The sequence below is a fragment of the Bradyrhizobium sp. G127 genome (genome assembly GCF_021502575.1).
In the GTDB taxonomy this organism is placed as follows: domain Bacteria; phylum Pseudomonadota; class Alphaproteobacteria; order Rhizobiales; family Xanthobacteraceae; genus Afipia.
The window spans coordinates 723017-742645 of sequence record NZ_JAKFGN010000002.1 but is presented as its reverse complement, the minus strand read 5'-3'; the positions used below and the strand labels follow the sequence as shown (position 1 = coordinate 742645).

General features: G+C 62.1%; 18 protein-coding genes. 9 read left to right on the top strand and 9 right to left on the bottom strand.

Annotation, left to right across the window (positions count from 1 at the left end):
* Positions 1 to 162: 162 nt before the first annotated feature.
* Positions 163 to 2634, top strand: coding sequence for a putative bifunctional diguanylate cyclase/phosphodiesterase (locus LVY71_RS15540; protein ID WP_235100753.1), 2472 nt, complete (start codon positions 163 to 165; stop codon positions 2632 to 2634).
* Here the strand turns inward: LVY71_RS15540 and LVY71_RS15535 are convergent, their stop codons facing one another.
* The gene (locus tag LVY71_RS15535; RefSeq protein WP_235100752.1) at positions 2635 to 3198 is read right to left on the bottom strand and encodes a nitroreductase family protein; all 564 of its coding nucleotides are present in this window, start codon (positions 3196 to 3198) and stop codon (positions 2635 to 2637) included.
* Between the two features lie 118 nt (positions 3199 to 3316).
* Complete coding sequence (gene thrS / locus LVY71_RS15530; protein WP_235100751.1) at positions 3317 to 5353, bottom strand: threonine--tRNA ligase; 2037 nt, start codon at positions 5351 to 5353, stop codon at positions 3317 to 3319.
* Positions 5354 to 5545: 192 nt separating this feature from the next.
* Here thrS and LVY71_RS15525 point away from each other — a divergent pair, with 192 nt between their 5' ends.
* Positions 5546 to 6655: an MFS transporter gene (locus tag LVY71_RS15525; RefSeq protein WP_235101515.1), complete on the top strand. Its 1110-nt coding sequence runs from the start codon at positions 5546 to 5548 to the stop codon at positions 6653 to 6655.
* On the opposite strand, the gene yidD is transcribed toward LVY71_RS15525, so the two are convergent.
* Entirely contained in the window at positions 6652 to 6993 is a 342-nt protein-coding gene (gene yidD, locus LVY71_RS15520) for a membrane protein insertion efficiency factor YidD (RefSeq protein WP_235100750.1), read from the bottom strand. The genes LVY71_RS15525 and yidD overlap by 4 nt on opposite strands.
* A 270-nt stretch (positions 6994 to 7263) precedes the next feature.
* Between yidD and LVY71_RS15515 the strand changes: the two genes are divergently transcribed.
* Complete coding sequence (locus tag LVY71_RS15515; protein WP_235100749.1) at positions 7264 to 8175, top strand: COG3904 family protein; 912 nt, start codon at positions 7264 to 7266, stop codon at positions 8173 to 8175.
* 6 nt (positions 8176 to 8181) lie between these two features.
* On the opposite strand, the gene LVY71_RS15510 is transcribed toward LVY71_RS15515, so the two are convergent.
* On the bottom strand, positions 8182 to 8637 hold the full coding sequence (locus LVY71_RS15510; protein WP_235100748.1) for an iron-sulfur cluster assembly scaffold protein: 456 nt from the start codon (positions 8635 to 8637) through the stop codon (positions 8182 to 8184).
* 252 nt (positions 8638 to 8889) lie between these two features.
* Between LVY71_RS15510 and folE the strand changes: the two genes are divergently transcribed.
* The 5 genes from folE (at position 8890) to LVY71_RS15485 (ending at position 13712) form a co-directional block, all read left to right on the top strand.
* Positions 8890 to 9558, top strand: coding sequence for a GTP cyclohydrolase I FolE (folE, locus tag LVY71_RS15505; RefSeq protein WP_235100747.1), 669 nt, complete (start codon positions 8890 to 8892; stop codon positions 9556 to 9558).
* Between the two features lie 34 nt (positions 9559 to 9592).
* Entirely contained in the window at positions 9593 to 10033 is a 441-nt protein-coding gene (gene hisI, locus LVY71_RS15500; protein ID WP_235100746.1) for a phosphoribosyl-AMP cyclohydrolase, read from the top strand.
* Between the two features lie 273 nt (positions 10034 to 10306).
* Positions 10307 to 11293, top strand: a complete 987-nt coding sequence (locus LVY71_RS15495; protein WP_235100745.1) for a lysozyme family protein — start codon at positions 10307 to 10309, stop codon at positions 11291 to 11293.
* Positions 11294 to 11386: 93 nt separating this feature from the next.
* Positions 11387 to 12112, top strand: a complete 726-nt coding sequence (locus LVY71_RS15490) for a sulfite exporter TauE/SafE family protein (RefSeq protein WP_235100744.1) — start codon at positions 11387 to 11389, stop codon at positions 12110 to 12112.
* Between the two features lie 244 nt (positions 12113 to 12356).
* Positions 12357 to 13712 (top strand): DUF2336 domain-containing protein, encoded by a 1356-nt coding sequence (locus LVY71_RS15485; protein ID WP_235100743.1) that lies wholly within the window; start codon positions 12357 to 12359, stop codon positions 13710 to 13712.
* Between the two features lie 218 nt (positions 13713 to 13930).
* Here LVY71_RS15485 and LVY71_RS15480 read toward each other — a convergent pair whose 3' ends face one another.
* The 4 genes from LVY71_RS15480 to LVY71_RS15465 form a co-directional block, all read right to left on the bottom strand.
* Positions 13931 to 14509, bottom strand: coding sequence for an Hpt domain-containing protein (locus LVY71_RS15480; RefSeq protein ID WP_235100742.1), 579 nt, complete (start codon positions 14507 to 14509; stop codon positions 13931 to 13933).
* 7 nt (positions 14510 to 14516) lie between these two features.
* Positions 14517 to 15062, bottom strand: a complete 546-nt coding sequence (locus tag LVY71_RS15475) for a response regulator (RefSeq protein WP_235100741.1) — start codon at positions 15060 to 15062, stop codon at positions 14517 to 14519.
* A gap of 101 nt (positions 15063 to 15163) precedes the next feature.
* Positions 15164 to 15943: an NAD kinase gene (locus LVY71_RS15470; protein ID WP_235100740.1), complete on the bottom strand. Its 780-nt coding sequence runs from the start codon at positions 15941 to 15943 to the stop codon at positions 15164 to 15166.
* A gap of 218 nt (positions 15944 to 16161) precedes the next feature.
* Positions 16162 to 16725 (bottom strand): tetratricopeptide repeat protein, encoded by a 564-nt coding sequence (locus LVY71_RS15465; RefSeq protein ID WP_235100739.1) that lies wholly within the window; start codon positions 16723 to 16725, stop codon positions 16162 to 16164.
* 256 nt (positions 16726 to 16981) lie between these two features.
* Between LVY71_RS15465 and LVY71_RS15460 the strand changes: the two genes are divergently transcribed.
* Positions 16982 to 17233, top strand: coding sequence for a His-rich protein BRANT (locus LVY71_RS15460; RefSeq protein WP_235100738.1), 252 nt, complete (start codon positions 16982 to 16984; stop codon positions 17231 to 17233).
* A gap of 148 nt (positions 17234 to 17381) precedes the next feature.
* Here the strand turns inward: LVY71_RS15460 and LVY71_RS15455 are convergent, their stop codons facing one another.
* Complete coding sequence (locus LVY71_RS15455; RefSeq protein ID WP_235100737.1) at positions 17382 to 19472, bottom strand: TonB-dependent receptor; 2091 nt, start codon at positions 19470 to 19472, stop codon at positions 17382 to 17384.
* Positions 19473 to 19629 lie beyond the last annotated feature (157 nt).

Below are 19629 nucleotides of genomic sequence, written 5' to 3'. Positions count from 1 at the left end.
CGTCACGGTTTCTAAAACGCGCTAACCATCAGACGACTTAGAAGTTTCACAAATCCCGCATTGTTCCAAACGGCCCGCGGCGTTTACGCCGCCTTAAGCGTGCGCGCATTGGATGCCGCCACTGACACGACAGAATGCCGTGTCGATGGTGTGGGGTGCGTTGTGGTAGCCGTCGCGAGATTGAAGAAGTCGTCCGATCCGGAATTGTTCAGCGACGTTTCGGTGTTGAAGCGAAAATGGCAGGCAGCTCTCAAGCCCGGCAAGGAATTACCCTTCTTTGAAGACGTCATGCTGGGCAGTCTCGGCCGCCTGGCCGATCATGTCATGCTCATCAAGGAAAAGGGTGCGCAACTCGAGATTTCCCGCGCGGGCCGCTATGTCGAGCAATGGCTCGAGACCAGGGTGTGGGATACGCCACTCGATGGATGTCCGCCAGACTGCGGACTGATCCTCGGCGAGGCGGTCGCGAGCGCGCGGCGCACGAGCAAGCCGCATCTCGCGACGGCGCATTGCGTGCGCGACGGTCTTGTTCAAGTGTACGACGTTCTCGCGCTGCCGGTCGCTTCACGCTGGGGCGGCGTCATGATCAGCGCCTACGTGAACAAGCGCGGTGTCCAGTATAATCTGCTCGACGCGATCTTCTGCGCCACCGACGACGGAATTCTGTCCCTGGCGACAATCCGGGACGCCACAGGCCGGCCGGTGGATTTCCAGATTGTCCATCTCAATCAGGGCACCGCGCGTTTGCTTCGGCAGCCCGTGGATGAACTGCGCTGGCGCCGGCTGAGCGCGGGGACTCATGCCTTGTGTTCACCGCTGGTTCTCGACTGGCTGTTCGCCATTGTGGGCGGTGGGGTGGCTGACCAGTTCGAGGTGAGTGACGACACCAGCACGCTGAAGATCAATGCGTCGCCGGTCGGAGACCTGATCGCGCTGTCGCTGACTGACGTGACGAACATGAAGCGCCGCGAACAGTCGTTCCGGCTGCTGTTCGAGAGCAATCCGATGCCGATGTGGGTGTTCGATGTCGAGACAAGAAATTTTCTCGGCGTCAACGACGCCGCGGTGAGCCACTATGGCTACGACAGGGCCACCTTCCTGAAGATGAAATTGCAGGACATCTGGCCGGAAGACGAATGGGAAGAACACACTCACGCGCTCGGCCGGGTAGGCGACGTCTATCAGTCGGGCCGCAACTGGCGGCATCTGAAAGCTGACGGCAGCGAAATCGAGGTGCTGACATTCGGCCGCCGCGTGATCTTCGAGGGACGCGACAGCTTTCTGGTGTCCGCCGTCGACATCACCGAGCGCCGCAAGGCGGAAGCTCGAGTCGCCTACATGGCGCACCACGACGCGCTGACCGATCTTGCGAACCGCGTGATGTTCCAGGACCGGTTGCGGCAGGATCTCGAACGCAGCCGTCTCGCCCGCACCAGTGTCGCGGTGCTGTGCATCGATCTCGACCTGTTCAAGAACGTCAACGACTCCTTCGGTCATCCCATGGGTGATAGGTTGCTGAGACTGGTGGCGGATCGCCTCACGGGCGATCTGCATCCCGGCAATCTGGTGGCGCGGCTGGGCGGCGACGAGTTTGCGATGATTCTCGCCACCGATGCTTCGCCGAACGACGTCAGCGATCAGGCGTTGCAGATGATCGAGACGCTGAGCGCGCCATATCACATTGACGGCCTTGAGATCGTCATCGGCGCCAGCGTCGGTATCGCGATGTCTCCGGGTGACGGCGAGAGCGGCGAAGAACTGCTGCGCAATGCCGACATGGCGCTGTATCGCGCCAAGTCGGAGGGCGGCGGTGTGCATCATTTCTTTGAGAAGGAAATGGATCGCCACGCGCAAAGGCGCCGCGATATGGAAATCGATCTGCGCCGCGCGCTGGCGAACGGTGAATTCGAACTACATTATCAGCCGCTGGTCGATCTGGCGCAGGACCGCATCGTGGCCTTCGAGGCGCTGCTGCGCTGGCAACACCCTATCAAGGGCATGATCTCGCCCGCCGAGTTCATTCCTGTGGCCGAGGATATCGGCCTGATCGTGCCGCTTGGCGAATGGGTGTTGCGCGAGGCCTGTATGCAGGCGGCGAAATGGCCGTCGGACATCAAGGTCGCGGTCAACCTGTCGCCATCGCAGTTCCGTAGCCGCAACCTGACCCAGGTCGTGTTCTCGGCACTGGCGCAATCGGGCCTGTCGCCGCTGCGGCTCGAACTGGAAATCACCGAATCCATTTTCCTTGCGGACAGCGAGGCCAATCTCGCGATCCTGCATCAGTTGCGGGAGTTCGGCGTGCGCATTTCGATGGATGATTTCGGCACCGGCTATTCAAGCCTGAGCTACCTGCGCAGCTTTCCCTTCGACAAGATCAAGATCGACCGGTCGTTCGTGCGCGACATCGCGGAGCGGCCCGACAGCGTGGCCATCGTGCGGGCGATTTCGGGGCTTGGCCGCAGCCTGAATATCTCGACCACCGCCGAGGGCGTCGAAACGGTGGACCAACTCGACTGGCTGCGCGCCGAGGGCTGCACCGAAGTGCAGGGCTTTCTGTTCAGCGCCGCCCGTCCGGCCTCGGAAATCGACGCGCTGTTGCGCAAGTTCGGTGACCGCGCATCACAGGCGGCGTAATCAGAATCGCGTCACGATCTCGCTGAGCGCGGGACGCGGACGGTCTTCGGCGGGCCGCTCGGCCTTGCCGATGTAGATGAAGCCGGCGATCTTCTCGTCCGCCGTCAGGCCCAGCGCATCGAGCACATCGCGGTCGAACGCCATCCATCCCGTCAGCCAGTTCGCCACATAACCCAGCGCATGCGCGGCATGGACGATGTTCATGGCACTGGCGCCCGCCGACAGTTCCTGCTCCCAAGACGGCACCTTGGGATGCTTCGCCGTTCTGCTGACCACGGCGATGACGAGGGGGGCGTGGGTAAAGCGCTTCTTCTCGGCCTCGATCTGGTCCGGCGTCGCCGTGACATTCTTGGCGCGGAATACCTTGCCAAATATCTCGCCGGCCTTGGCGCGTGCGTCGCCCTCGAACACGATAAAGCGCCACGGCACCATCTTGCCGTGATCGGGCACGCGCGCGCCGATGGTCAGGATGGTCTCAAGTTCGGCGGGCGAGGGGCCCGGACCGGTCATGTCGAGCGGCTTCAGCGAGCGGCGCGTTTTCAGAAGGTCGAGGGCGTCGGGCATTGTCTATCCGGATTGTTGGGACACCGCAGCTATGCGCGACGCTGATATCGGAGGTTCAAACCGCGATAACAAGGCATGCAGTTTATGAGGTCTCTAAAGAAGAGGCCTCATATCTAACTCAGGCGTTGGCCCGCTTCAGGTCCGGCGGCATCGCTTCGTAGGTCAGCGTCTTGAGCGCCTCGTCGAGCGACAGCACGGTCTGGCCCTCGCTGCCGAGACGGCGGATCGAGACCGCGCGGTTTTCGGCTTCCTTCTTGCCGACCACGAGCAGCGCCGGCACCTTCGCCAGCGAGTGCTCGCGCACCTTGTAGTTGATCTTCTCGTTGCGAAGATCGATCTCGGCACGCAGCCCGGCCTTGCGGCAGGCGGCGAGCACTTCGCGCGCGTAATCGTCGCCGTCGGAGGTGATGGTGGTCACCACGGCCTGAGTGGGTGCGAGCCAGAGCGGGAAGTGGCCCGCGAAATGCTCGATCAGGATGCCGGTGAAGCGCTCCAGCGAGCCGCAGATGGCGCGATGGACCATCACCGGCGTCACCTTGTTGGAGTGATCGTCGATATAGAACGCGCCGAAACGGCCGGGCAGGTTGAAGTCCACCTGCGTGGTGCCGCACTGCCATTCGCGGCCGATGGCGTCGCGCAGCACGTATTCGAACTTCGGCCCGTAGAAGGCGCCTTCGCCCGGATTGATCGAGGTCTTGATGCGGTTGTGGCCTTGCGCCGCGATCTGTTCGAGCACCTTGGCCATGACGCCTTCGGCGTGATCCCAGTTGGCGTCGGTGCCGACGCGCTTCTCCGGCCGCGTCGAGAGCTTCACCGTCAGTTCGCCGACAAAACCGAAATCCTCATAGGTCGACAGGATCAGGTCGTTGATCTTGAGGCATTCGGCGGCGAGCTGATCCTCGGTACAGAAAACATGGGCGTCGTCCTGCGTGAAGCCGCGCACGCGCATCAGCCCGTGCATCGCGCCCGACGGCTCGTAGCGATGCACGATGCCGAACTCGGCAAGCCGGATCGGCAGTTCGCGATAGCTCTTCAGGCCGTGCTTGAAGATCAGCACATGGCCCGGACAGTTCATCGGCTTGATCGCGAACCAGCGCTTGTCTTCCGCCTCGTCACCGGCCGACTGCGCCGCGAACATGTTCTCGCGGTACCACTCCCAGTGGCCTGAAGTCTCCCAAAGCGACTTGTCGAGCATCTGCGGCGCGTTGACTTCGTCGTAGTCGCCGGCGAGGCGGCGGCGCATGTAGGCGATGATCGCCTGAAACAGCGTCCAGCCCTTGGCGTGCCAGAACACGACGCCGGGGCCCTCTTCCTGAAAATGGAACAGGTCCATCTCGCGTCCCAGGCGGCGATGGTCGCGCTTCTCGGCTTCCTCAAGCTGCTTGAGGTAAGCGTCGAGTTCTTCCTGCTTGGCGAACGCCGTGCCGTAGATGCGCGTCAGCATCGGGTTGTTGCTGTCGCCACGCCAGTAGGCGCCGGCGACCTTCATCAGCTTGAAGGCGTTTCCGACCTTGCCGGTGGAGGTCATGTGTGGGCCGCGGCAGAGATCGAACCAGTCGCCCTGTTTGTAGATCTTGATTTGCTGGTCGGCAGGAATCGCGTCGAGCAGTTCGACCTTGAACATCTCGCCATTGTCGCTGAAGACCTGCTTGGTCTGGTCGCGCGTCCACACTTCCTTGGTGAAGGGCTTATCCTTCGCGATGATCTCGCGCATCTTCTTTTCGATGGCGGCGAAATCTTCCGGCGTGAATGGCTCGTTGCGGAAGAAGTCGTAATAGAAACCGTTGTCGATTACCGGGCCGATGGTAACTTGGGTGCCGGGCCACAGCGCCTGCACGGCTTCCGCCAGCACATGCGCGGCGTCATGCCGGATCAATTCCAGCGCGCGCGGATCTTCGCGGTTGATGAACTCGATTTTCGCGTCATGCGCGATCGGATCGGCAAGGTCGCTGACGACGCCGTCCAGCGCCATCGCAACGGTGCGCTTGGCCAGCGAGGGCGAGATGCCCTTGGCGATGTCGAGGCCGGTTGTGTTTTTCGGGAATTCGCGCTGCGCGCCGTCCGGGAAGGTGACGGTCACCTTGTTGGTTTCGACGGGCTTGAGATTGGCGAGGCTGTACTTCAATCCGGGCGCGGGGGGATTTTGATCGGGCATGTCATTCTCCTGTGGCTCACTCCTGCGAACGGGCGCAGGTAAGCGGTAGGAGCGTTGTATAGCAGCGGATTCGGGCGGTGCAATCGGCAGTTCCTGCCCGGTGCAGCCGTCTCGACATGGCTTTCATGCAGTTGCATTAAACCGGCTGTCTGCTAACAACGCAGCGTGAAACGCTTCGCCCCCACATCCCTGATGCTCGGCAATTTCGTCACCGGCGCGAGCATCCTCGCCCCGGCGGGCATGCTGCCGGAATTGTCGCGTGAATTCGGCGTTTCGATTCACGAAACGGGTCTGCTCATCACCTTCGGTGCGATCGTGCTGTGTATCGGCTCGCCGGTGTCGGCGTGGCTGACCAGCCGGTTCGACCGGCGAATCCTGTTGTCGGCGACGGTGGCGATCATGGCCGCCGCGCAGTTCGCATCCATGCTCGCGCCAAGCTACGCGACGCTGATGGCGGTCCGGCTTGTCATGCTTGCGGTCGCGGCGCTGTTCACGCCGCAGGCAGCCGGCACGGCCGCGATGATGGTGCCGCCGGAGCGGCGCGGCAGCACGATGTCATATGTGTTTCTCGGCTGGTCGCTGGCGCTGGCGGTGGGTCTGCCGTTGATTGCTTATGTCGCGCATCACATCGGCTGGCGCGTGGCCTATGGCGGCATCGGCGTCATCGCGCTGCTGAATCTCGCGCTGCTGATCTGGCGCATTCCGGCCGGGCTGGAGGGCGCACCTGTCCATTTGAGGACATGGGGCGAACTCGCGCGCAATCCGCTGATCATGCTGCTGCTGCTGATCACTGTGTTGCAGACCTCGGGACAGTTCGCGGTATTCACCTATCTCGGGCCGCTGTTCGGCAAGCTCGGCGGCAGCTCCGAACTGGCGGTGATCGCATTCGGCATTTACGGCGTCATGGGATTTGTCGGCAACGTCATCGCCAGCCGCGTGGTCGATACATGGGGCGCCTATCGCACATCGCTGACCATGATGTCGCTGCTGCTGCTCGGCATCACCATGTGGACGCTGGGGGCGGGCTATGTCCCGGCGATGCTGGCCTCGATGTTCGTGTGGGGATTTTCCTTTGCGTCCACCAACTCGATGCAGCAGGTCCGCCTCGCGGGAGCGGCGCCGATGTTTGCCAGCGCGACCGTCTCTCTGAATACATCCGGGCTTTACATCGGTCAGGCGATCGGCTCGGGGATCGGCGGCGTGTTCTTCGCCCACGAGTTGTATTACGCGATCGGTTATGTCGGCATCGTCTTCCTCGCGCTCGCGCTCGGCTCGGTTATTCTCACGCGTCGCGCGCTTTAGTTTTCTGAACTATCGTTCACGCCGCGCCAGCGCGCGTAACGCCATGGCAGATACCAGCGCGCGTTCGCAGAGATTGTATTCGGCACGTTGTCTATGCCCGACGTGCCCCACGGCTGACAGCGCAGCAGGCGCGCCAGCGTCATCCAGCCGCCGGCCCACAGCCCGTACCGCGCGATCGCCTCGTCGCCATAGACGGAGCAGGTCGGCAGGTGGCGGCAGTTGAAGCCGACCAGCGGCGACAGCGTGTGACGGTAGATCCAGATCATGCCGCGGCCGGCATTGCGCGGCAGGTTCTGAACCGTGCCGGCGCAATCAGGGCATCGGGCCGAATGTTTCATATCGCTGCCTTGGCGAATCTCATGCCGGATTTGTCGGCGCTTGCTGGGATTGGCGGCGGTCTTCTGATGAGTTCCTGCGCTGGGAACCGTGCCGTGTTGTCTTTCGCGCCACACTGCGCGACTTATCGCACGATTTTGACTGCGTCGCAGCAAAAGTCGCATGGACGCGGATTCCCGCCGCCGTTACGCTTTCCATAACAACCATGTGACAGATTCGTCTCGTGGTTTGGGGCCGATGCCGTTGTCGATTGTGGCGGGGAAGGAACCAGATTGTCTGTCGTGAGGTCGCTATCTTTGCGCGGCTGGGCGGGACTTTGCGCCGCCGCTGCCATTTGTCTGGTCCTGCCGGGCTCCGCCATGCTCGGCGGTACGGTGCGGGCCGCGACCACTCTCGAAGAACGCAAACTCCCGATGACTTTCAAATGGCACGAGGCCGATGCCGCATGTGCGCAGGACTGCACCGGCTGGATCGGAGCGGTCGGCGTCATCACCGCTGAAACGCCGGCGAAGTTCGAGGAATTCTCGGCAGGCCGTAACCTCAAGGGCGCCACCGTCGTTCTCGATTCCAGCGGCGGGTCGGTGCTGGACGCGATCACGCTCGGGCGGCGGTGGCGCGGTCTCGGGCTGCGCACCACCGTCGGCATCGTGATCGAAAGACAAGGTCCTAGCGGCCTCGCGCGAGACGTCACACCGGACGCCTATTGCGAATCGATGTGCGTGTTCCTGCTGCTATCGGGCAACACGCGCATTGTACCCGACGGCGCACGGGTGCGCGTGCATCAGATCTGGATGGGCGACCGCGCCGACGATGCCAAGGCCGCGAATTATTCGGCAGACGACATGATGATCGTGGAGCGCGACATCGGGCGGCTGGCGAAATACACCTTCGATATGGGCGGTACCGGGGACCTGCTGTCGCTGGCTCTGAGCGTGCCGCCGTGGGAGCCGCTGCATCAACTGTCGGTCGAGGAATTGCGCCTGACCAATCTTGTCACGCTGGACGCTGTTGCGGATATGAGGAAGCCCTCGGACACCGCGGTCGGAACCGCAGCGCCGAAAGCGGTGCAGGATCGCGTTCCGAGCGTGATCGTGTCGGAGAAGAACTCGTTGCCCCCGGTTACAAAGACGGCCGAGGCGACGGCCCCGACCGGTAGCGCGGCTGCGCTATCTGACCGGAAGTAACTCGTCTTAGCTCTGCGCAGGGGCGAGAGCGCCTGCCTTGGCCTCGATCTGGCCCACGGCATCCACCACCGCATCGAAGGTCAGCATGGTGGAAGCGTGGCGCGCCTTGTAGTCACGCACCGGTTCCAGCATCGCAACATCCGCCCATTTGCCGTCGGGCGGCGCGCCGTTTTCCTTGAGCATCTTGCGCACGGTTTCGCGCAACTCGCGAAGCTCAGCGGCGTTCGCGCCGATCACATGGCGGGCCATGATAGAGGAGGAGGCCTGTCCCAGTGCGCAGGCCTTGACGTCGTGGGCGAAATCGCTGACCACGCCGTCCTTCATCTTGACGTCGACCTTGACGGTCGAGCCGCACAGCTTGGAATGGGCTGTGGCCGAGGCGTCCGGGTCGGGAAGCCGCCCGAGACGGGGTATATTGCCGGCCAGTTCGATGATTTTCTTGTTGTAGATGTCGTTCAGCATGGCGGGCGAAATCGCTCCTGCATAAGACCGTTACCGGTCTGCCGCTCTTGGCGGTCGTGTTCTGGAACCTATATAATGACCCGGATGCAGGAATAAACCGCCTGCATTTCAGCAATGCGGGAAATATAGACGGTTTTTTCCCGGATTTGCTGCAATCATGCAGGAAGGCGTCCGGCGGCGACAGGCCGCTGCGGCTGACCGGTGACACTCCGGCCCTGATACCGACGACGGGGCCGGTCGAACGGAGACGACATGGACGCGATCATCAAGCCGATCCGAACCGGCAAGCCGGCGGAAAAATCCGAAATTCCTGCTTCCGACTATATGGCGTCGGCCCTCAATCCCGATCTGGTCCGCCCGTCGCGCGACGAGGCCGAGGCGGCGGTGAAAACGCTGCTGGCCTACATCGGCGAGAACGTCGAGCGCGAAGGCCTGCTCGATACGCCGCGCCGCATGGTGGAGGCTTATGACGAACTGTTCCAGGGCTACGCCCAGTGCCCCGCCGAGATCCTCGACCGCACCTTCGGCGAGACGGCGGGCTATGACGATTTCGTGCTGATCCGCGACATCAACTTCCATTCGCATTGCGAGCATCACGTCATGCCGTTCTACGGCAAGGCGCATATCGCTTACGCCCCGGTGGACCGCGTGGTCGGCCTGTCGAAGCTGGCGCGGCTGGTCGATGCCTACGCCCACCGCCTGCAAACGCAGGAACATCTGACCGCGCAGGTGGCCGGTGCGATCAACGCCATCCTCAAGCCGCGCGGTGTTGCGGTGGTGATGGAAGCCGAGCACACCTGCATGTCGGTGCGCGGCATCGCCAAGGAAGGCGCCAAGACGCTGACGACGCGTTTCACCGGCGTGTTTCATGATAATCCTGACGAACAGGCCCGTTTCCTCAACATGGTTCGCGGGGTCTAGCGCTTCCTTCAGGGGCGCGGCCTCCGCCCTCTGAATGAAAGCCGAATCCGTGACTTCACACTCGCATTCCCACGACATCGAGGAAGGGCTGGCTTTTCGGCCCAAGTTCGACGCATCCGGACTCGTGACCTGCGTGGCCACCGACGCCGCCAGCGGCGACGTGCTGATGGTTGCGCACATGAACGAAGAGGCATTGCGCAAGACCATCGAGACCGGGGAGGGCTGGTACTACAGCCGCTCGCGCAAATCGCTCTGGAAGAAGGGGGAGAGCTCGGGACATGTCCAGCGCGTCCTCGAGATGCGGATGGACTGCGACCAGGACGCAGTATGGATTCGCGTCGAGCAGACGGGCGCTGCCTGCCACACCGGGCGGCGCTCATGTTTCTATCGCGCGGTAAAGAACGAAGATGGTGGCGCGAAGCTGACCTTCGTCGATGCTGACAAGGTGTTCGATCCGGCGAAGGTGTATCGGTAAGCAGCCGTTACCTGACGGATGTTCGCTGAACGTAAGGCGTCGTCCCGGCGAAGGCCGGGACCCATAACCACCAAGTTCTCGGGTATGAATGGATCGCGGGCTTCCAGCATAACAACGACGACAGGGATGATGGGTCCCGGCCTCCGCCGGGACGACCAGTTGCTAAAGCCATCGGCTCAATGAGAGTCTGTAAGCTCGGTGGTCCCGCATTAACCCTTCGTTAACCATAATTGCGGCACGGTATATGAGGTTCCTGGGGAGCGGGCACCACACATGGCGGTCGATACTTCAACCATAACCACCGGGCTGGACTCTGCGCGCGCGCAAATCGCGGGCACGATCAAGAATGCCGCCAATGCCACCGGCGCGAGTTTCGAGTATCTGATCTCGGCGGCGAAGATCGAATCCAATCTCAATCCGAAGGCGCAAGCCTCCACGTCGTCGGCGCGGGGCCTCTATCAGTTTATCGAGCAGACCTGGCTCGGCACCGTGAAAGAGGCGGGCGCGACGTTCGGATTCGGCAAATATGCCGACGCCATCTCGAAATCCTCGTCAGGCAGCTATTCGGTCGGCGATCCGTCCACGCGGGACGAGATCCTCAAGCTGCGCGACGATCCAGCCGCCAATGCTGCGATGGCGGGCGTGTTGACGCAATCCAACAGCTTCAAGCTGACCGGCGCGATCGGCCGGCGTCCGACCGACGGCGAACTCTACATCGCGCATTTCATGGGCGTCGGCGGTGCATCGAAACTGATTTCGAAGGCCGAAGACAGTCCGAACGCGTCCGGCCCGGCGCTGTTTCCGAGCGCCGCAGCGGCGAACCGTTCCATCTTCTACAATCGCGACGGCAGCGCCCGAAGCGTGTCGCAGGTCTATTCGGTGCTGACGTCGCGTTACGACGCTGCTGCGAATTCCCAGACGGCGCGCACCGCGATGGCGGCAGCCGGCGTCACGCCGGGACAATCGCGCATGGCGGTGGCATCGGTCGACAATGCGGCCTATCTCTCGCGCTTTCCGCAGGCCCAAGCACCGGTCGCTGCGCCGATGCAGGTCGCCTCCGCGCAAACCCCGAACGAGCCGGTGTTCCGCTCGCTGTTCCAGACCGGCGACCGCGCCCAGCCTGTCTCTGCCACCGTGCAGGAACTCTGGGGCAACAGCGGTTCGCTGACGCGGCCGGTAGCACCGGGCGGTCCTGCCAGAATGGATACTCCGCAGGGACTCGGCCTGTTCAGCGATTCCACGGGCGTGTTCAGCGGGTAAGACGCAGCTCTTCTCCTGAACAATTGGCCTGATCCTGTCGAATCCGGCAGTATTTCCCGTCTCATTGCGATCATTGCCCCGGGATAGGCATCCTTGATCTACGTCTTCGTTCTCACCGTCGGCCTCATCGCCGGCGTCCTTAGCGGCATCGTCGGCACCGGTTCATCGATCATGCTGCTGCCGGTGCTGGCCTATTCCTTCGGACCGAAGCAGGCGGTTCCGATCATGGCCATTGCCGCCATCATGGCGAACCTGTCCCGCATCATGGTGTGGTGGCGCGAGGTCGACTGGCGGGCCGTCGCCGCGTATTCGATTCCCGGGGTGCCTGCCGCCGTGCTCGGCGCGCGGACGCTGCTGGCGCTGCCGTCGCACACGGTGGACATCGCCATCGGCGTGTTTCTGATTGCGATGATTCCGCTGCGGCGGTGGCTTGCGGCGCGCAACTTCACACTGCCGCTGTGGTCGATGGCGGTAGTGGGCGCCGCCGCCGGTTATCTCACCGGCATCGTCGCTTCGACCGGGCCGATGACGGTGCCGATCTTCATGTCCTATGGCCTCGTGAAAGGCGCGCTGCTCGGCACCGAAGCCGCCAGTTCATTGGCGATCTATATCAGCAAGGCGCTGACGTTCCGGCGCTTCGATGCGTTGCCGTTCGACATCCTGCTCAAGGGGCTCATCGCCGGATCGTCGCTGTTCGCAGGCGCATTCGTCGCCAAGCGTTTCGTGCTGCGGCTCGATCCCGAGTCATTCCGTCTGCTGATGGATGGTCTGATGCTGGTCGCCGGCTTGTCGATGCTCTGGAGCGCATTTCAAGGCTGAGGTTTTGATTCAGCTTTGAGTCGGATGTCCTTGTTGGGACTCATCTTGACGTTGAATCTTTTGCGTGAAGTTCCGGGGATTCAGCGCGCGCGTCAGCCCCGCGCTGGCGCCGTCGCCGAGGTTAACAAAACCTCAATGAACGCAGACGGTTATGGTGAACGTTTTCTTAAGTGTCATGGTTTACGTTTTCTGACAGTGGCGTCGCGTCGCGGTGCCTTGGCATGTTGCGTAAGCCGGAACACCCATGATCGTTCGGCAGTTCATTACCTGGGTTCGCACTGCTCCCGCGGGGGAGCGCGCAGAAGCGACGCGGTGTCTGGCTCGCGCCTGGCTCGTTTCCGATCTGTCGGAGGATGATCGCGCCGCCGCTGAAGGTGCGCTGTTGATGCTTCTCGACGATGCCTCCCCGCTGGTCCGGCAAGCGATGGCCGAGGTCTTCGCCCATGCCGTCGATGCGCCGCCCGCGATTATCGCCGCGCTGGCTGTCGATCAGGCTTCGGTGGCCATGCCGATCCTTGAGCACTCGCCGCTGCTGCTCGACGCCGATCTTGTGGACATGGTTGCGACCGGAAATTCCGAAACACAATGCGCCATTGCGCGCCGCTCCGATCTGCCTGCCTCGGTCTGTGCGGCGATCGCCGAAGTCGGGTGCGCCGCGGCGACACTCGAGCTGATCGAAAATCCGATTGCCGAACTGGTGCCATTTTCACTGACCCGCATCGCCGACCGGCACGGGCATCTTGCCGCGATCCGCGAGTCGCTGCTGATGCTGAACGATCTGCCGGCCGCGATCCGGCTGATGCTTGCGGAAAAACTGTCCAATACGCTCACGCAGTTCGTCGCAGGGCGCGCGTGGCTGAACCCGGATCGCGCGCTGCGCGTTGCGGTCGAAGCGATGGAGCGTGCCACGGTCAACATCGCGGCGCAGACGCGCGGCGAGGAGATGACCGCGCTGATCCGGCATTTGCGCTCGGTCGGCCAACTCAATACCGGTTTGATCCTGCGCGCGCTGTTATCCGGCAATACCGACTTGTTCGAGGAATCGCTGGTGGAGCTGTCCGGCCTGCCGCGCAGCCGGGTCGCGGCGATCGTGCACGATCGCGGCGGCATCAGTCTGAAAGCGCTGCTTGCGAAAGCGGGTCTTCCGGAATCGACGCATTCGGCCTTTCGCGCCGCGCTCGAAGCCAGCCACGAGATCGGATTTGTCGGCTCGGTGGGCGGTGCGACGCGGCTGCGCCGGCGGATGGTCGAGCGCGTGCTGACCCATTGCGAAACCGCGGAGACAGTGGCCGAGCCGCTGCTCATCCTGCTGCGACGCTTTGCGACGGAATCCGCGCGCGAGGAAGCGCGACTGTATTGTGATGAACTCGCCGCCGATGATTTTATCGATACGCTGAACGCTCACGTCGCTTTCGAGCAGATCGACTACGAGGACGCGTATCAGGACGACACCGGCGCCGATGACTACGTAGCGACCGATGAATACGCGCAGGCCGATGAGTATGCAGAGGTTGACGATTACGCAGAGGCGACTGGGTACGTCGAACGCGGCTACCGTGAAAACGACTACGGTTATGACGACCGGCTGATCGCGGCGTAGTGTTTCAATAACCGACGCATTTATCCAAAAATTATGAATCGTCATCCTGAGATGCGAGCCGCGTTTGCGGCGAGCCTCGAAGGATGACTGATCAGAATAACGCCGTCGCCCTTCGAGGCCCAGCCGTTCGAAGAACGGCGTTCTTTCGAACGCCTATTGCTTCGCTACGGTACCTCAGGGTGACGGCGAGTTAGGATCGGGACGACATCGCGGGTGTGTCAGTTTTCCGGCACGATGCTTGGCGCAAGCACCGCTTCGAGATGCTCGGGCCGGTCGCGGTTGGCGTGGATGAGAAATTCATCCGCCACGCCGCGCAGGCGCTTGCTCAGTTCGTCCGCCATGCCGAGGGCATCGATCCGGGATTGCTCGCGGAAGATGGCAAGGATGGCGTTGACGTGATGCAGCACCAGTTCGCCTGGCACCTTCGCCAGATCCGGCGCGTGTTCGATGATCCGGCACAGGCTTTCCGCGGCGGCGGCGGCCGTGGGATAGCCGAAGGTCGCCGCGCCACCCTTGATGTCATGGGCCGCGCGGAACAGTTCTTCGTGATTCTGGCCGTTCAGTCCGTCACGCTGGATCGCTGCGTAGGCTGCGCTCAGCCGTTCGCACTCCACCTGCATCCAGTTGTTGAACTCGCCGGCAAGACCGGCAAGAGCCTGCTCGGCGCGCGCGACGGGATCGTCGATCTCGTTTTCTTCGGCATATCGCACCATCTTTCGTAGCGGATTCGGCTGCGAGATGACCTGATGGTCCGCGAAGGTATCGACCTTGACGTCGGTGGGCGGCTTGCGGGCCATGATTGTCCTAACTTCCGGAACGGGCTTTTTCGAGCAGCGACGGCTGCTGCATGATTTCGACTTTTCCGCCCACACGGCGTTCGACGCCGATGTAGGTATTATTGGTGTTGCGGCGGCGATCCGGCCCGAAATAGTTCTTGGTCTTGATGAAGGGGCGGGGGTTGGCCACGACGTTGAGGATGCGCTGATAAAGCCCTTTGGCGGAGATCGGCTTGGCGAGAAATTCGGTGACGCCGGCGTCGCGCGCCACCATGACGCGGCGCTTCTCGGAATGGCCGGTCAGCATGATGATCGGGGCGTAAGGATTGCCTGCGGCTTCCGGTTGGCGGATCATTTGCGCAAGCTCCAGCCCGTCGAAGATCGGCATCGACCAGTCGGTGATGACGATGTCCGGGACATAGTGGGAGAACATTTCCAGCGCGGTGGCGCCATCCTCAGCCTCGTAGACTTCGCGCGCGCCGAACGAATGCAGCAGCGTACGCAGGATGCGTCGCATATGCGCATTGTCGTCACAGACGAGAAACCGCAGCTTGTTGAAATCGATAATGAACATGCGCAGCCCGAGGTGGCGCACCTGACGCCAGGTACACCGCGCGTTAACTATATGCAGCCGCCGTTAATGAATGGTTATCCAAGCCGGACCGGGGCCCTGGATCAGAACCCGAACTGCTCGCTCAGGATGCGCTCTTCCAGGCTGTGGCCGGGGTCGAACAGCATGCGGATCGAAATGGTCTTGTCCGCTATGATTTCGACGCGCTTGACGTCGCGCGCCTCGTCGTGGTCGGCGACGGCCGCGACCGGCCGCTTGTCGCTTTCGAGCACCTCGAACACAACGAACGCGGTATTGGGCAGCAGCGCGCCGCGCCAGCGGCGAGGGCGGAACGGGCTGATCGGCGTCAGCGCGAACAGCGCGGCGTTGATCGGCAGGATCGGACCCTGCGCCGAGAGATTGTAGGCCGTGGACCCCGCGGGGGTCGCCACCATGATTCCGTCGGCGATCAGTTCGGCCATCCGCTCGTGCTCGTCGACCAGAATCCGCAGGCGAGCGGCCTGATGGCTCTGCCGGAACAGCGAGACCTCGTTGATGGCGTGGTGGATATGCACCTTGCCGTGAATGTCGGTGGCGCGCATCAGCAGCGGATTGATCACGGTCAGCCGCGCATCTTCCAGCCGTTCGATCAGCGAGTGCTGGCTGAACTCGTTCATGAGAAAGCCGACGGTGCCGCGATGCATCCCGTAGATCGGGATGCCGGAACGCATGTGCTGGTGCAGGGTTTGCAGCATCAGGCCGTCGCCGCCAAGCGCCACGACCACGTCGGCATCCTCCGCCGGCCGGTTGCCGTGCACGGCGACGAGCTGGGCGAGGGCCTGCTGGGCCTCCGTGCTTGGACCCGCCACGAAGGCGATCCGCTGATATTTCCTCGGCGTCGTCATGGCGATCGGTCAGCCCCGGTAGGCAGCATCAAGAGTGATCCTGCGCGGGCTTCGTCTATACGAGGTTTTCGAGGCTTGTCGAGGCGCGAAGAGGCCAGGCAAAACAGCCCCGCGCGGCCGGTATCCGGTCCGCGGGGCCTATTCTGTCAGTTAACCACAAAAGTGCGGTTGACGCTGTGTCAGTCAAGAACCGGCACTGGGCATCCGCAGGATGGCGGTCAGTACGATGTCCGACCGTTCGCCAGCGCGGAGGCCAGCGACTGGTATTCGACGCTATTGCGGCCGGCGAGGGCTTCGATTTTGCCGAGGTGAACCTTCGCCTGCTCGCGATTGCCCTGTTCGACCTGCCACAGGCCGTAATACTGCCAGGTGCGGACATGGTTCGGGTCGGCCTTCAGCGCGCGCTCGTACCAGACGCTGGCCAGTTCGTAGTTTCCGAGCTTGCGATAGGAGTAGCCGATCAGGTTGGCGACGTCGGCCCGGTCGTCCTCGCCCAGCGCCTTGAGCTGCGGAATGGCGGCGGCGTAGTCGTTGTTTTCATAGATCGTGGCATAGGCCGCGCGATAGCCCTTGAGAAACGCCGGATCATCGAGTGACGATTTCTTGTCACTTTTCTTCTCACTTTTCTTGCTCTTGGACGGAGGCGAAGATTTGGTTTCCGATGCGGGCGGGGGCGACGGTGTATCCGAGCCTGCCGCTAACGCTGAATCCAACACCGGTGCCCCGACGAATGCCGAAACAAGAAGCACCAAGGGTATCTGCCTGATCGCGAAGATGCGCATGTTGACTCTCCCGTTGATCGACTGGGCCGATCCTATACCGCCTCTACGTCCCAAACACCGGGCGGTTTCAAACATTCCCGTGATGCGCGTCATATTTCCGGCTGCCTTGGATCGCTCCGGACATGGCCAAACTTTCATCCAGATGAACGAAAGCCGCAGTCGCGCTTCAGATTGAGTTCAGCGCGCCGGACCTAGGGTTGTTTCCGACGATCGCTGCCCCGGCCACACCGGCGGTCGCATGAAACAGGAGAAACCCATGCTGAAGATCTTTTCCGCCGCGCTGATTGCGACCTCGGTCCTTGCTGCGCCTGCGATGGCAGCCACCGTCATCAAGACCGAACGCGGCCCGGTCACCAAGACCATCGTCGTCAAGCCGTCGGTCGCGAAGGCTCACGCCCAGGTCGTTGTAGTGAAGAAGCATCGCCATCATCGCCGCCCGGTGGTCCATACCCACCGTCATGGCCACGGCCACAAGGTCGTGATCGTGAAGAAGCATCGTCACTTCTGATTGCGACCGATCGCTCCTGATATTTCCCTGGGCCGCTATTGCATAGCCCCCGCATCGAAGCGGTTCATGGAAAGAAGAACGGCCCGCGGTCATCGTGAGATGAGTGCGGGCCGGGCTGTTTGGCGTACCTTGAAGATTCAAGTTTCTATCAGAATGTCACGCCCGCCTTGAGCATGTAGACACGGCCGGGCAGCGGATAAGCGCTGTAGTTGCCGCTCGTGAACTGGCTGGCGATGGCGTAATCGTAGTAAAGCGTATCGAAGACGTTGATGACCGAAGCCGACCAGAAGAACCGGTCGTACTGACCGCTCAGTTTCAGGTCCAGCGTCGCATTGGCCGGAATGAGCGCCTGATTGTTGCGCTGGTCGTTGTCCATGCGCCGTGCCCCCCAGAAGCGCACGTTTGCGTCGATCACTGCATATTTTTGCCAGACATCCCAGGTTGCGCCGAGATTGCCGCTGACGCGCGACACCAGCGGAACGTCGTTCCCGGTGAACTGGCCTTCCTCGAACACCGCGCGTGTGTAGGCGACACCGCCGCGCAAGCGTACCGTGTCCGTGACGGCGAGAGAAAAGCTGGTTTCGCTCCCGTAGCGATGGGTCGGGTCGAGATTGAGATTGTATCCAAGGAACGGGTTGAAATGGATCTCGTTCTTCAGGTGCATGTCGTAGATGCTGGACTGAAGCTCGAACCGTCCAGCGCGCACACGGATGCCGCCCTCGACGTCGTATGATGTCTGCGTCTTCAAGGCGAAGTTGCTGGGTATCGGATTGAAGAATGGATCGAGATGCGGTCCGGCTGCCACCCGCTCGTCCACGTTGGGCGTACGAAAAGCTCGAGCAGCGCGGCCGAAAACAGCAAAGCTGTCGGTGAAGCGATGTTCAAGGCCGATGTGCAAGGCATGCTGGGTTTCGCTGGAGTTCAGCGGAGCATCCTGCGCGCTGGCATAGAACGGTTGTGTCGGTGCGGTGGGATCGTAGCGATCCGTTGCGCTGATGCTGACGTTCTGAATGCGGGCGCCATAGGATAAATCGGTGGTCGGGAGAACGCCGATGGTTTGTTGCCAGTAGCCTGCAACAGTGCGTTGTGACAGATCGTAAGCGTGGATCGGGGCAAGGCCCTTCGCCTTGCTGCGATCGGAGTCGTAAGTTGCGTCGTAATAATCGATGCCGGTCAAAATGTTCGATCGCAGGCCGAAGATGTCATTCTTGATGTTCAGGCGCGGCGTGATCGACCAGGTCGTCAGGGTGCTGTCGACATAGTTGTCGGCGAAGGTCCCGAAAAACGATCCCTGCTGCAATTTGTGGCGGACGCCGCCGTCGACGATTAGTTCGGCCCCATTCCAGAGCGTCTTGGTGAACCCGGCTGTTGCGTTGGCGCCTTGCTTGTCGCCGAAGTCGAACGGTGTCGCGGCACCGCGCCTGTTGGTGGCAAGTTCGTTGATGAGGGGGGTGACCAGTCTGCCACCAGGGAGGCCGATATGCTGGTCGTCGCCCGACAGGTTCAGGAATGCGCTGAAATCCGGCGTGGTGTAGCGGACCTCGCCGACGGCGTTGCGCTGATCGGTAGCATTGTTGACGCGATAACCGTCCGACTTGAAGGCATTGGCGAATGCTGCCGACGACCACGGGCCGTGATTGGTGGTGAGGGAGACGTTGCCTTGGCTCGAATTGAACGAGCCCACACCGCCTTCGACCCGCATCTGGATCGGCTTGCCGACGCTCGCCCCGGTTTTTGTGATGACGTTGATAACGCCGCCGACGGCGTTATCGCCGTAAAGCACCGCGCCGCTGTTGCCTTTCGTCACTTCGATGCGTTCGATCGACTGGAGAGGGATTGTCGAGAGATCGACGCCCGCAAGGTCGAGATCGTTGATGCGACGACCGTTGATAAGAATGAGCGTATTCGCCGTTGCGAACGCGCCGAATCCTCGGACATCGACAGTGGTGCCTGCGCCATTCACACCGCCGAACAGACTTTGCAGTTGAATGCCAGGCACGGTCGCCAGCACGTCCTGAACGGTCTGGCCTGGCGAACGCGCGATGTCCTCCGCGGTGATGACCGATGTCGATGCGCCGACAATGCCGCCAGAAATGCGGCTCGCATCGACGTTGACGGGCGGCAACGATGTTGCCTCCTGCGCGAGGGCGGGTGTTATCAGCGCTGTGCCCGCAAGGCACGCCGCCGCGAATGAAAGGCGTAGTTTCGCCGTTGGAGAATATCTAGAAAACAGAATCATGTTGTTGTCCCGCCGATGCATGTGATCGCGGAGACGCGGTGAGAACACGCGCAGGCATGACGGTGCACGGCGAGCGAATGCCGCCGGGCCTGACATCATGACTGAGGAAACGGGCCATCGGCCGAACCTCCGCAACAGTTACGTCACGTCACCGCTG